This is a genomic window from Bibersteinia trehalosi (assembly GCF_004346205.1).
GTDB lineage: Bacteria > Pseudomonadota > Gammaproteobacteria > Enterobacterales > Pasteurellaceae > Bibersteinia > Bibersteinia trehalosi.
In genome coordinates this window covers 170,777-184,564 of record NZ_SMAM01000006.1, presented here as the reverse complement: position 1 = coordinate 184,564, position 13,788 = coordinate 170,777, and the positions used below count along the sequence as shown (strand labels likewise).

10 protein-coding genes are annotated in these 13,788 nt (G+C 40.9%); 3 read left to right on the top strand and 7 right to left on the bottom strand.

Annotation, left to right across the window (positions count from 1 at the left end):
* Positions 1 to 84: 84 nt before the first annotated feature.
* From murE to fadR, 7 genes are all read right to left on the bottom strand, one after another.
* Positions 85 to 1,569 (bottom strand): UDP-N-acetylmuramoyl-L-alanyl-D-glutamate--2,6-diaminopimelate ligase, encoded by a 1,485-nt coding sequence (gene murE, locus EDC51_RS07875; RefSeq protein ID WP_131928615.1) that lies wholly within the window; start codon positions 1,567 to 1,569, stop codon positions 85 to 87.
* Between the two features lie 90 nt (positions 1,570 to 1,659).
* Entirely contained in the window at positions 1,660 to 4,587 is a 2,928-nt protein-coding gene (locus EDC51_RS07870; RefSeq protein ID WP_131928614.1) for a transglutaminase domain-containing protein, read from the bottom strand.
* Positions 4,588 to 4,670: 83 nt separating this feature from the next.
* Complete coding sequence (locus EDC51_RS07865; protein WP_131928613.1) at positions 4,671 to 6,725, bottom strand: penicillin-binding transpeptidase domain-containing protein; 2,055 nt, start codon at positions 6,723 to 6,725, stop codon at positions 4,671 to 4,673.
* The gene (gene ftsL, locus EDC51_RS07860; RefSeq protein WP_197017026.1) at positions 6,725 to 7,039 is read right to left on the bottom strand and encodes a cell division protein FtsL; all 315 of its coding nucleotides are present in this window, start codon (positions 7,037 to 7,039) and stop codon (positions 6,725 to 6,727) included. Before ftsL ends, EDC51_RS07865 begins: the two co-directional genes overlap by 1 nt.
* On the bottom strand, positions 7,039 to 7,983 hold the full coding sequence (rsmH, locus tag EDC51_RS07855; protein ID WP_131928612.1) for a 16S rRNA (cytosine(1402)-N(4))-methyltransferase RsmH: 945 nt from the start codon (positions 7,981 to 7,983) through the stop codon (positions 7,039 to 7,041). Before rsmH ends, ftsL begins: the two co-directional genes overlap by 1 nt.
* Before the next feature lie 10 nt (positions 7,984 to 7,993).
* A complete protein-coding gene (mraZ, locus tag EDC51_RS07850) occupies positions 7,994 to 8,452 on the bottom strand; it encodes a division/cell wall cluster transcriptional repressor MraZ (RefSeq protein WP_015431962.1) in 459 nt (152 codons plus the stop codon).
* Between the two features lie 165 nt (positions 8,453 to 8,617).
* Positions 8,618 to 9,340 carry a fatty acid metabolism transcriptional regulator FadR gene (gene fadR, locus EDC51_RS07845; protein WP_025267281.1) on the bottom strand — a complete coding sequence of 241 codons (723 nt, stop codon included), beginning with the start codon at positions 9,338 to 9,340 and terminating at the stop codon, positions 8,618 to 8,620.
* 102 nt (positions 9,341 to 9,442) lie between these two features.
* Here fadR and nhaB point away from each other — a divergent pair, with 102 nt between their 5' ends.
* The 3 genes from nhaB to metG all read left to right on the top strand — a co-directional run bounded on the left by nhaB (position 9,443) and on the right by metG (position 13,766).
* A complete protein-coding gene (nhaB, locus tag EDC51_RS07840) occupies positions 9,443 to 10,996 on the top strand; it encodes a sodium/proton antiporter NhaB (RefSeq protein ID WP_015431960.1) in 1,554 nt (517 codons plus the stop codon).
* Positions 10,997 to 11,008: 12 nt separating this feature from the next.
* A complete protein-coding gene (gene dsbB, locus EDC51_RS07835) occupies positions 11,009 to 11,545 on the top strand; it encodes a disulfide bond formation protein DsbB (RefSeq protein ID WP_015431959.1) in 537 nt (178 codons plus the stop codon).
* A gap of 145 nt (positions 11,546 to 11,690) precedes the next feature.
* The gene (gene metG, locus EDC51_RS07830) at positions 11,691 to 13,766 is read left to right on the top strand and encodes a methionine--tRNA ligase (RefSeq protein WP_131928611.1); all 2,076 of its coding nucleotides are present in this window, start codon (positions 11,691 to 11,693) and stop codon (positions 13,764 to 13,766) included.
* The last annotated feature ends 22 nt before the right edge of the window (positions 13,767 to 13,788 follow it).

Sequence of the window (13,788 nt, the reverse complement as noted above, 5' to 3'; positions counted from 1 at the left end):
AAATTTTGTAGGGGCAAACCAATGTGTCCGCCCATTGAATTTCATTAGATATTCGGGCGGACACATCGGTCCGCCCCTACGGTTTTATCCTAAGAATTTTTTCACCCACTCCTGATCCGAAAAATGATATTTTTTCGTGCCAATAATTTGGTAATCTTCGTGGCCTTTGCCTGCAATCAGTACCACATCTTTTGGGCTGGCTTGTTCAATCGCTTGCTCTATCGCATATTGACGAATATGCATCGTTTGCACTGCTCTTGGTTTATGAAAGCCTTGTAGAATATCGGCAAAAATCACATCAGGATCTTCAGTTCTTGGGTTGTCATCTGTGACGATCACTTTATCCGCTAACTGCTCAGCAATGCTTGCCATCAATGGCCGTTTGCCTGTATCACGATCACCACCGCAACCAAATACGCACCATAAATCGCCTTCACAATGTAGGCGTGCCGCTTGTAGGGCTTTTTCTAACGCATCTGGGGTATGTGCATAATCTACAATAACCATTGGCATTTCTTTGCTGTTACTTTGGCTGATTAAGCACTCCATTCGTCCACTGACGCCTTGTAGTTGAGAAACCGTTTCAATCAATTTATTGAAATCGTGCCCGAGTACCAGTAAGCCTGCAAAAGCAGTTAATAAATTCGCAACATTAAATGCCCCAATTAAGCGGCTTTCTAATTTGCCATTGCCCCACGAGCTTTCAAATTCAATGCTCGCCCCTTTTAAGGTGTAGCTCACTTTCAGCGCTTTAATCCAACGCTTTTGACTTGGTTGGAAATTTGGATCACAGCTTACCGCTACCGCATGAGGCAGTTTCACAAGCCATTGTTGCCCGATTTCATCATCGGCATTGATCACTTGGGCTTTGGTATTCAGCTCGCTAAATAGGCGGAATTTCGCTGCCGCATACTCTTCCATTGTGTGGTGATAATCCAAATGATCACGGCTTAAATTAGAGAATAAGGCTAAATCAAATTGCAAGGCTTCGGCACGATACTGGTCGAGACCGTGTGAAGAAACTTCCATCGCACAGAAATCTGCCCCTAATTTCACAAAATTCGCCAGATTACGCTGAATTTCAATGGCTGAACCAGTGGTATTGACTGCCTCAGAAACTTGTCCGTATAAGCCGTTACCAATGGTTCCCATCACCGCTGATTTGCCACCAAGCAGGTTATGCCATTGGGCAAAAAGCTGTGCGGTAGTGGTTTTACCATTTGTTCCTGTAATACCGACAAGCGTCAATTTTTCCGATGGATTACCATAAAATGCCCCTGCAATTGCAGAAAGCATTTGAGGTAAATTCGGCACATTGAGCACCGCGCAATTTGCAAAATTTGCATCAATTTGCACCGCTTGTACATCGTTTTCGGCTTCCGCCAGTACTAAAGCCGCCCCTTGTTCTACGGCTTTACCAATAAATTTTCTGCCGTCTACGTTATGCCCTTTTAGGGCAACAAAGAGATCACCTTGCTCAACAACTCGGCTGTCTAATACTATTTGATTAAGCTTGGTTAATAGCGTGTATTCCTCAAGCTTAGGGAAAAATGAAAGTAAGCGGTTCATTGTTCTTATCCTTTATTTCCGAAACAGGAATAGAATAGAAAAATAACAAAACTGCCTTGACCATCAAGGCAGCCTTAAATATTAAATAACTTAGGCAACAATATACTGAATTTGTGTTTCATCCAATCCTGTGGGTAACACAGCAAACACTTCACCATTGTAGCTTAATGTCCCCTTTTCAGCATTATATTGAATTTGCTCATGTACATTTTGCGCTGTTACACTATTAAAAATACTTGTCACAAGCTGAATTTTATCTTCACTTAGAGAAAACTCTGGTAATTGCTCAATATTGTCTGGACTCAGAGGTGCATCAAACACAAATGTATCGGCGCTGTTACTCCCAACATCCATATTATTAGCTAGACTACTCATGAGATCATCATTTGCCCCTCGAAGATCATACTCTTCATCTATCACATAACGCCCTATATCTAGCTCATCTGGATTTGTACTCATAAAGCTTGCATGCTTACTATTACTTAATGAATTAGGCTTAATCTGCTTTGATTCTTCAAAGTTAATCAAGTTATCATCATTTGTAAGATTATTTAACGTAATTTCAGCTAGCTCATTGTCAGGTTCATGCAACTCGGTAGTATCCAGCTCAGTGACGGCTTTACTTATCCGTAATGTATTGAGTCGCCCTGTAAGATTTTCTATCTGGGATGCATTAAGAGGAGCCTCATTTAATATACCTTCGGCTTCGTTAATCGCTTGTTTTAAGGCGATATGCTGTGAATCCTGCGGATTAAAATAATCATCATTGGGATAATAAGCATCTTTAAATTTTGCGAGCGCCAATGCTTTTCGTAAAGCAATGTCACCGCCCAAAGTAGCTTCTGGAATATCACTTTCTGATTTTAGCGCAATACTAGATACTTCATCGACCCCGATATTCTTTTCTTTTTGTAAGTTTTTTCCTTGATAATCAATAGAGTAAATCGCATATCTTCCCTCAGCTTGATCAAAATCGACAAAATAGATTTTATCTTTACCAAGTTCTAAGCGTAATTCACTTTTATGCAGTTTAGCTGAAATGGTATGCAATGTTTCGGCTGTTTCACCGATTTTCGCTCTAATAATTTCCTTGCTGCTTTTATTTATAAAATGCCAGTAACCATTATGAAAAACAGCATCCGTTTGATTAAGATTATTTCTAAAAAATGCCGTATCACTAAAATCAAAACGTGAGCTATCCGCTGGCGGAATTTGATAAAAACTTAACGGCTGAGGGTGTTTCTCATTAAAGTAAAATTTATTATCTGAAGTTAAAAAGTATGCGCCTAACGCAAAAGGTAATCGAGGGTTATCATCCCAAGTCGCATCAACGTTATACCATTGCCCATCAATCTTAATTCTATTCCAAACATGAGCCATTGAGCTATTCGGTAATACTGCTGACACAACCATCTGTGTTTCAATACCTAATAAATCCATCAATAGGCGATAGGCAGAACTATACCCCTCACAAACTGCTTTTTGATGTACTAATGCTCCAACAGAATGAAATGGGTGTCCCTCCTCTTTGTAGAAAACCTCTTTTATAAGACGATTGTACATTGCATAAGCAATATCTGCCTGCCCCATTCCTTCACGCAAATCGTTGTAATAACTCTCTAGGCTTTTCTCCATGAGATTATAGTATTCACCAATCTTTTGAGTAGGGATACTATATCCAATATTATAGCTTTTAACTTCATTAGGATTCTCTGCTTTATACTGCCAAGAGTACTCCCCTGTATGGTTCAAATGAAACAAAAATGGATATTTTATCTTGAAGCTGTCATACCAATTTTTATATTCAGCATCTGTAGCATAGAGATAATCCTGCCCTGCGACTATCTTAGTTTCACTAATGTTGAGATCGCTAACATCAATGCGTTCTTCCCCTTTTAAAGCCGCTTGGAATATTCGACGAATAAACTGCTCTTTAGGCGTAAGTTTTTCTTCCTCCGCTCGCTCAATTTCTAGACGGATTGTTTCTTTTTCTACATCTAAGCGTTCCTGCTCTGCCTTTTCTGCCTCTAAACGCACCTGTTCCGCTTTTTCCGCTTCTAAACGCGCTTGTTCTCGTTTTTCTGCTTCAAGGCGCACTTGATCCGCCTTTTCTGCCTCTAAACGCGCCTGTTCCGCTTTTTCCGCTGCTAAACGTGCTTGTTCTCGTTTTTCTGCTTCAAGGCGCACTTGCTCCGCCTTTTCTGCCTCTAAACGCACCTGTTCCGCTTTTTCCGCTTCTAAACGTGCTTGTTCTCGTTTTTCTGCTTCGAAGCGCACCTGTTCCGCTTTTTCCGCTGCTAAACGTGCTTGTTCTCGTTTTTCTGCTTCAAGGCGCACTTGCTCCGCCTTTTCTACCTCTAAACGCACCTGTTCCGCTTTTTCCGCTTCTAAACGTGCTTGTTCTCGTTTTTCTGCTTCAAGGCGCACTTGCTCCGCCTTTTCTGCCTCTAAACGCACCTGTTCCGCTTTTTCCGCTTCTAAACGTGCTTGTTCTCGTTTTTCTGCTTCGAAGTGCACTTGCTCTGCCTTTTCTGCTTCTAAGCGTGATTGTTCTGCTTTTTTAGTTTCTAATCTAACAGGTTCTACTGTCGTTTTGTCTGTATGAGTAGAACCATTATTATTGCCACCACTTTTACCACCGCTAGATGATGCTGCAGCAACAATCCCCCCCAGCAATAGTAGTCCCCCTGTAGTATAAAGAAGAGTACCAGTACTGATACGATTTTCCCCTTGCTCTACAAGGATTTCCGCTGTTGGGATAGTAAGACTATTTTCTGCTTCTCCCCATGCAAAACCTTCTGGGTTTTCAAGATAAACGATAGGAACATTACGTGTTTTTTCAAACAGCACAATATCTTGACCATTTGTCGTGCTAGCAGAAATTTCCAATACTTTGCTATTTTCATCAACTAATTGGTAAGATGTATTTGGTTGCAATTTAAGCTTGAGGCTACTGTTGGGAGTAACCGCTATAGTTTCTTCGAATTCAGCGTGACTAATTTTGAGATGCATCGTCATTTTATATTCCTTAATACATTATTTTTGTGGTGAATAAATGTCATCCCTTACTTCACTATTAGTTATATAAACTAATATTCTCCTTAATTTAAATTATCTGGTTTAATATTCCTCGCTTTCAGACTATAGCCCATAATTTTAGAGAATAATGGTGCAGAAATTGCACCGCCATAGTAGGCTCCTGCTTTCGGCTCGTTAATTAATACCACCAATGCAAAGCGCGGATCACTTGCTGGAGCAATACCTGCAGTATAAGCAAGATATTTTTCTACATACTGCCCTTTTTCCAACTTACGTGCCGTACCCGTTTTGACTGCAACACGATATCCGCTAACCGCCGCATGCTGTCCACCTTCGCCTTTTTGTGCCACACTCTCCATCATTTTTACCACGTCTCGGGTAATCTTTTCTGGTAACACTCGTTCACCAATCACGGGCGGATCAACTTTAGTTATAGATAATGGACGATAAATCCCAAAACTGCCTAAAGTCGCATAAGCTCGAGCTAGTTGAACAGGAGTAACATTCAAACCATAGCCATAGGATAGCGTAGCACGTTCAATATCTGACCAACGCTTACGATCACCATTTGAGCCTTGTGTTTCTCCCCCAAGTCCTAAACCTGTGCTTTTACCAAAGCCAACTCGATTATAAGTATCAATTAGCAAAGCGATTGAAGGCAAACGTAATGCTAGGCGAGATACCCCGATATTACTTGATTTTTGTAAAATCCCAGTCAGAGTTAAACTTTCACGCGGGGCAACATCTTTGATTGTATGCCCATTCACAGTAAATGGACGAGTGCCAATCACTTCATCCATATAGGTGACTTTATTTTGTAGTGCCGTTAAAACCACTAAGGGTTTAACCGTTGAGCCTGGCTCAAACGTATCCGTAATTGCACGATTTCGAGCCGCTGCTGTAGCAAATCCCCTACGATTAGGATCGTTTGGATTAAATGATGGCGCATTTGCCATTGCAAGAATTTCACCGGTTTGCACATCAACCAATACCGCTGTGCCAGATTCCGCCTTATTTTCAGCAACAGCACGTTTGATCTCTTCATATGCCATTGACTGTAATTCAGCATCAATACTTAACTCCAAATCATTCGGGTCAAACGCTTTTTGCTCCTGTAACAAGCCAACCATATTACGATTACGGTCTCGACGCACAACTTTCTTACCGTCTTTCCCCATCAGCATGTCGTTAAAGCTATATTCAATCCCTGCACCATTATCTTGATCTTGCAAAGGAATCCCAACCCGAGAATCTCGCCCAATCCCTTCTTTATTAGTATAACCCACCAATTGTGCCGTAATTTCACCAAGTGGATAAACACTACGTGGCTCAACTTTAATCACAATACCGACAATGCGTAACTTACGCACATAATCAGCAATTTCTTCTTCTAGATGGCGTGCAATATAAGTAAAACGATCATTAGAGCGCTTGTACAGCAACTCAAGTAATTCGTTATATTTTTTACCACTTTGCTTAGCAAGCGCTTGTAATTTTTCTGTTTCTCTTCGAATCACATCGTATTCCAAACGCAGAAATGCTGATTGTGGATTGTTGCGCACCTTTTCAATGAGCAAGTTATAATCCGCTCCACTAGAACGTGCAAGCAGCGTCCAATAATCTTCACCTTTGATATTAAACAGAGCACGGGGATCATATTTTTTAGGTGCATCTTTCGCTGTACGTTGCTTAATGAAATTATTGACCGCAGCTTCCATTTTGCTTGCCGAAATCCCGATTTCACGTGAAAGTTGTCTCCATCTCACACGATCTTTCCGTAATTTGTCATCAAAATATTCTTTTGGATCCATTGTAATTGAGTGCATAGGCACACTTACAGACAAAATTTGCCCATTACGATCCAAAATTTTGCCACGAGTAAACGGCAATTGCTCTGTACGAATAGAACGTTTATTCGCCTCCTCAATTAAACGTTCTGAATCAACTACCTGCAAATAGAAACTCTGTGCTAGTAAACCAACTGCCATCAAGCCTAATAATAAATAGATAATGCCAAAGCGAATCGGTAAAAAACTCGCTTTGGCTTTTCCATTTGCCTGATGCTCTGCACTATTTTCAGCTAGGGCTGCTTTTTTAGGTTTGATGCTTTTCTTCATTATTCTTCAACTAAAATCACTTCTTGTTCTTTTTTTAATGGCTGTAAGCCTAATTGTTTAGACAAATCTTCAATATTCTTTTTATAGCCTAGGGTATTCTCTGTGACTTGCAAATGCAAAAAAGCATTATCCAGCTCTTGAATTTGCTGTAACAACACACCTTGCTGACTTGTTTGCAAACGAGTTTGGTGTGTAATCCAAATTGTGAGTAACGCACTGATTATAGTAGCGATTAATAACAATACCGCTACTTTATTATGGCTAAAAAAGTCATCTAAAATAATTTGATTAAGTGGATAACGTTCGTTTGACATCAATTACTTCTCCGCTGAGCAACCCTGAGTACAGCACTACGTGATCTCGGATTAGCACTAATTTCCACCTCACTTGGCATAATCGCCTTACCTACTGTTTGCAATGGAATATTCTTATTTAACTCACTTTCCAAAATAGGCAAGCCTTTTGGTACAGGTTCTCCCTTACTATGTTTACGCATAAACTGTTTAACCATTCGGTCTTCAAGAGAATGGAAACTGATAATAGATAGCCGACCTTCTGCTGCAAGTACACTTAATGCAGAATTCAATGCTTTTTCTAACTCATCAAGCTCACTATTGATAAAAATTCGAATCGCCTGAAACGAGCGGGTGGCGGGATGTTTATGTTTGTCTTTGAACGGCACAGCGCTAGCGATAATCTCAGCTAATTGAAGAGTTCGCGAAATTTTTTCTTTTGCAGATTTATTGTAAGAAACGACCACTTGCGCAATCCGTTTAGCAAAACGCTCTTCGCCAAATTCCTTTAACACCCAAGTAAGATCATCTACTGAAACCTGTGCCAACCACTCCGCAGCAGATAAACCTTTGGTGGTATCCATACGCATATCCAAAGGCCCATCTCGCATAAAACTAAAGCCACGTTCAGCTTCATCTAGCTGAGGTGATGAAACACCAAGATCAAGTAAAATACCATCAATTTTGCCTGTTAAGCCAAGCTCTTCACAGATATCTGGAATCGCAGAAAATGCACTATGTACAATTTGGAAACGAGGATCTGAAATGGTTTTTGCCTCTGCAATTGCCCGAGGATCTCTGTCAATCGCAATTAAACGACCTTTTTCACCCAACTGAGAAAGAATTAAACGCGAATGACCTCCTCGGCCAAAAGTACCATCAATATAGATGCCCTCGGCTTTTAATGCTAAGCCATCTACCGCTTCATGCAATAACACGGTAATGTGTTTTGGAGTCTCGCTCATAATGAATCCGTTATAAAGAAAGTTGTTTTAATACATCGTTGTCCGACATTTCGTTAGAACAGCCAAATGCCAAATCTTCCGCAATTTGGGCTTGCCATTGCGCTTCTTGCCAAATTTCAAATTTATTTAATTGCCCAACCAGCATAATTTCACGCTCTAGGGCTCCGTGTTTGCGTAGCACAGGGCTTAATAAAATCCGACCGTTACTATCCATCTCACATTCACAGGCAAAGCCTTGCATAACACGCTGAACACGGCGTTGAGCCGGATCAAAGTTGGATAATTGCAGCAATTTCTGTTCGATAATTTCCCACTCATGTAATGGATACAATAGCAAGCATGGCTGACGTATATCGACAGTGCAAATTAATGTACCGCCATGTTGTTCTATAAGCTCAGTACGATAGCGGGTCGGAATGGAAAACCGCCCTTTGCTATCAAGATTTATTAACGTTGCACCACGGAACATAAACTTATACCATTGCTATTGGAAAGCACCTTTCCACAAAATCCCACTTTTTACCACAAAAGCAGCGGGATTTTATAGATTTAAGCCAAGCGGGGCAAGCTGTTTATTGAAAAACAGAAGGGGAGCAAATATGTTCTGCTCCCCTCTTTTATCAATACTTTTTAACTATTCACCTAAGCTAGCGGGTAAATTGCGAAGGACTTCTGTCCAAATTTCACTACTACGTAGGCGGTGTGCGTGTAGATATTCTGAGACTTTCTCCTCATCAGCCTGCTGACAAGCGGTGCGTAATTGACAATAAAATGCAAAGGTTTCCTGCCTAAAATCAGCGCTATTAAAAACAAGTGTAGCAACTTTCTGATACAACTCTTTAAAGGAATTTAAAATCAGCCCATAAACTGGCTTATCTGCCATAAAAGTAAATCCACGATACAAGGCATAATCAAATGCGGCATAAGCAAGTGCGGTATCCTGCAGCTGCTCAAGCCCGTCAAACAATGTAACACACTCTGCTGCACGGCGTTTTACCGCATCGGGAATATAAATTTCGCCCATTTTAGTACGCAATGAAACCACATTGGTAATGATCATCGGCATAATTGAATGATCTAATTGAATCAAGGTTTCAATAATATTCGGCCCTGCCGTTTCCCAAATATTATTCACTTTAGTAGCTTTACCATGTTGAATATTCAACCAGCCATCGCGCGCCAAACGTTGCAGAACTTCTCGTAATGTCGTGCGAGTAATCCCTATCATGTCAGCTAGTTCTCTCTCAGCAGGCAAATCAGAACCAACCGGAAACCGATTATTCCAAATGCTTTTAACAATAAATTCTTCCGCGAGAGCCGCGGGGCTTTGTGCTTTTAAGATTTCCGATTTATCCATTACGATCCTAGGACTTTATAATAAAAATTTAGAACCTAACTATTATCGTTTAATCGAAACTATATTACAATCCACACAGTTTTATAATTGTGGCATAATCCTATGAACTCGTTCCAAACTATTCACAAGAATTTTCTGGGTTCAACCCCTAGCTGGTACAAATCCGCGATTCTTATTTTCCTTATCCTTAACCCTATCATTTACTTTTTCATTAGCCCCTTTATCGCAGGTTGGTTACTGGTTGCTGAATTTATTTTTACTTTAGCAATGGCACTTAAATGTTACCCATTACAACCTGGCGGGCTTTTAGCAATAGAAGCCGTTGCGATCGGAATGACAAGCCCAGAGCATATTAAGCATGAAATTATGGCGAATTTTGAAGTCATCTTGCTGTTAATGTTCATGGTTGCGGGCATTTTCTTTATGAAACGCCTTCTTCTATATGTTTTTACTAAGCTACTCCTCGTTATCCACTCCAAAAAAACGCTCTCTCTTGCCTTTTGCTTAAGCGCGGCTTTTTTATCTGCATTTTTAGATGCTCTAACCGTGATCGCAGTGATCCTCAGTGTAGGTATGGGCTTCTATAAGGTTTACCATAAAGTTGCCTCCGGTGGCGGTTTAGAAGATGTTGATAACGATGATGAAAATATCAGCAATGACGACAATATTAAATCGCATCGAGAAATTCTAGAACAGTTCCGGGGCTTCTTACGTAGCCTATTAATGCATGCCGCTGTAGGTAGCGCACTAGGTGGCGTAATGACAATGGTTGGAGAACCTCAAAATTTAATTATTGCCGCCCAAGCTAATTGGGGATTTGGCGAATTTTTCCTACGCGTATCGCCTATCGGTCTTTTGGTGCTCATTTGCGGCGCTCTAACATGTTATCTCCTAGAAAAATATCGACTATTCGGTTATGGCGACCGCCTGCCTCGCAAAGTTTGGATCATCCTAGCTCAATATAATCTACGTAAAGAAAAAGAAATGAGTCCCCAAATCCGTATGCAATTGGTTTTCCAAGCAATTGCAGGTATTTGGCTTGTGATTGCACTGGCTTTCCATCTCGCTGAAGTGGGCTTAATCGGCTTAAGTGTGATCATTTTCTGTAGCACCTTTAATGGGGTAACTGATGAGCACTCTTTAGGCAAAGCTTTCCAAGAATCTATGCCATTTACAGCCCTATTAGTCGTCTTTTTTTCTGTTGTTTCAGTAATTGTTGATCTCAACCTATTTGAACCAATTATCCATTTTGTGCTAACCAGTGAGCCCAATTCACAGCTTGCTTGGTTTTATATATTCAATGGCGTTTTATCCAGCATTTCGGATAATGTCTTTGTCGGCACGGTTTATATCAATGAAGCAAAAACCGCGCTTGAAAACGGCACTATTAGCCGAGAAATGTTTGATCTTATTGCTGTCGCAATTAATACGGGGACGAATTTACCTTCCGTAGCAACCCCAAATGGTCAAGCAGCTTTCTTATTCCTGCTAACATCATCCTTTGCGCCACTCATTCGCTTATCTTATGGCAGAATGGTATATATGGCATTGCCTTATACTGCCGTTTTATCTATAGTGGGCTTCTTAGCTCTTGAATTTTTACTCCAACCTCTTACCCAGCTTATGCTTGATTTTGGATGGATAGTTACCCGCTAACAAGGGGATATTATGTTTGCATGGTTAAAAAAACTCTCTCTTAGTCGCAGTACTTGGTTACTTTGCATTCTAAGCGCATTAGCCTTAGAAACCGCTGCACTCTATTTTCAATATGGTATGGGCTTGCAGCCTTGTGTGATGTGCATTTATGAACGTTTAGCGCTACTTGCCATCTTAGCTGCAGGAGCAATCGGCATTATTGCGCCACGTTTTTTCCTTATCCGTTGGGGAGCTTTACTACTTGGCTTGTTTGGTGCGATTAAAGGTTTAATGCTTGCCATCAAACACACAGATTATCAACTCCACCCCGCACCTTGGAATACTTGTTCCCCTTTTTTAGATTTCCCGCCAACCCTGCCTCTTGATAAATGGCTCCCAAGTTTATTTGCTGCCAGCGGCGACTGTAGCAAAATCTCTTGGGAATTTTTAGGATTGATTATGCCGCAGTGGCTCATTGTTGTCTTTGGTATCTACTGTACAATTTTAGTGCTACTCACGCTTGCTCAGTTTAAACGTGGAGTAAAAGTACAAAGAGATCTCTTTCATTAGTTTAATGCTCTACTGATGGTTTTATACAAGCGGTAGTTTTTTGCAAATTTTCTGCAAAAACCTGCCGCTTGTTTTCGCTTGCCCTACCCAACAATGCCCTTTTCCGCTACAATCTGTCTATTTTGAATGTAGAAGAGAAAGAAGAATGTCAAACCGTAAAATTCTTGTTACTTGTGCCTTGCCTTATGCGAATGGCGCAATTCACTTAGGGCATATGCTTGAACATATCCAAGCGGATATTTGGGTGCGTTTTCAACGTATGCGAGGCAACCAAGTGCATTTCGTTTGTGCAGATGATGCACATGGCACGCCAATTATGCTCAATGCCGATAAACAAGGCATTACCCCTGAACAACTGATTGAAAAGGCAAAAGCCGATCACGTTGCCGATTTTGCTGGCTTTAATATCAGCTTTGATAACTATCATTCTACCCACAGTGAAGAAAATAAAGCGATTACTCGCCATATCTACAACACCTTAAAAGCAAATGGTTTTATTAAGAGCAAAGTCATTTCTCAGCTGTTTGACCCTGAAAAACAGATGTTTTTACCCGATCGTTTTGTGAAAGGCACTTGCCCAAAATGTAAAGCAGAAGATCAATATGGTGATAACTGCGAAGTGTGTGCAGCAACGTATAGCCCAACGGAGTTAATCAATCCAAAATCTGCGATTTCAGGTGCAACCCCTGAAATGAAAGATTCGGAGCATTTTTTCTTTGATCTGCCAGCCTTTGAAGCTATGCTGAAAGCGTGGACAAAATCAGGCTCATTACAACCAGAAATTGCCAACAAAATGCAAGAGTGGTTTGAAGGTGGCTTACAGCAGTGGGATATCAGCCGTGATGCCCCTTATTTCGGCTTTGAAATTCCAGATGCACCAAATAAATTCTTCTATGTATGGCTAGATGCACCAATTGGCTATATGGCATCGTTTAAAAACTTATGCGACCGTACGGGGTTGAATTTTGACGAGTTTTGGCAAAAAGATTCAGACACTGAGCTTTACCACTTTATCGGTAAAGACATCGTCTATTTCCACAGCCTTTTCTGGCCTGCAATGCTAGAAGGTGCAGGCTACCGTAAGCCGACAAATGTTTTTGCTCACGGCTATGTTACTGTTGATGGGCAAAAAATGTCTAAATCTCGTGGCACATTCATTCAAGCAAGCACCTACCTTAAACACCTTGATCCTGAATGTTTACGCTACTACTATGCGGCAAAACTCAATGACCGCATTGAAGATTTGGATTTCAGCCTTGATGATTTCGTACAACGTGTAAACAGCGACATCGTGAATAAATTGGTTAATCTCGCTTCTCGCACCGCAGGTTTTATCAATAAACGTTTTGAAGGCAAGCTTGCCGCAGAACTTGAAGATCCAGCATTATTCGCTGAATTTGTTGCACAATCAGAGCAGATCGCAACGAGTTTTGAAAAACGCGAGTTTAATAAAGCGATCCGTGAAATTATGGCTTTATGCGATAAAGCGAATAAATATATTGACGACAAAGCCCCTTGGGTAATTGCCAAAGAAGAAGGCAAAGAAGCGGAATTACAAGCGGTTTGTTCAATGGGCTTGGAATTATTCCGTGTGTTAATGAGCTATCTCAAACCAGTGTTACCAAAATTGGCTGAGCGTGCTGAAGCATTTTTACAAACCGAATTGCGTTGGAATAACATTGATACCCCACTGTTTAACCACAGCATTGCACCGTTTAAATCACTCTTTACTCGTTTAGACAAAAAACAGATTGACGCAGTGATTGACGAAACCAAAGCACTCTTTGCTGAAAGTGTGCAAGCGGAGCAAAATAAACAAAAATCTGCAAAAAAAGAGGAAAAAATGACCGCAAGTGAAAACCAAACTGAACGCAAAATTGAGCCTATTGCCCCTGAAATCACCATTGATGATTTCATTAAATTAGATCTGCGAGCGGCAAAAGTGATTCACTGCGAAGCTGTACCAAAATCGGACAAAATGTTGCGTTTTGAATTAGATTTAGGCGATCACAAACGCCAAGTTTTCTCAGGCATCAAAGCCGCTTATCCAAATCCAGAAGCGTTGATTGGACGTTTTGTTGTCGTGATTGCTAACCTTGCCCCACGCAAAATGTCGTTTGGCGTATCAGAGGGAATGATCTTATCTGCTGGCACAGGTGGTTCAGATCTCTTCTTGCTTGATGCTGACAGTGGTGTGACAGCAGGTATGCAGGTCAAATAATTTATCCAAACATTTATAAGCG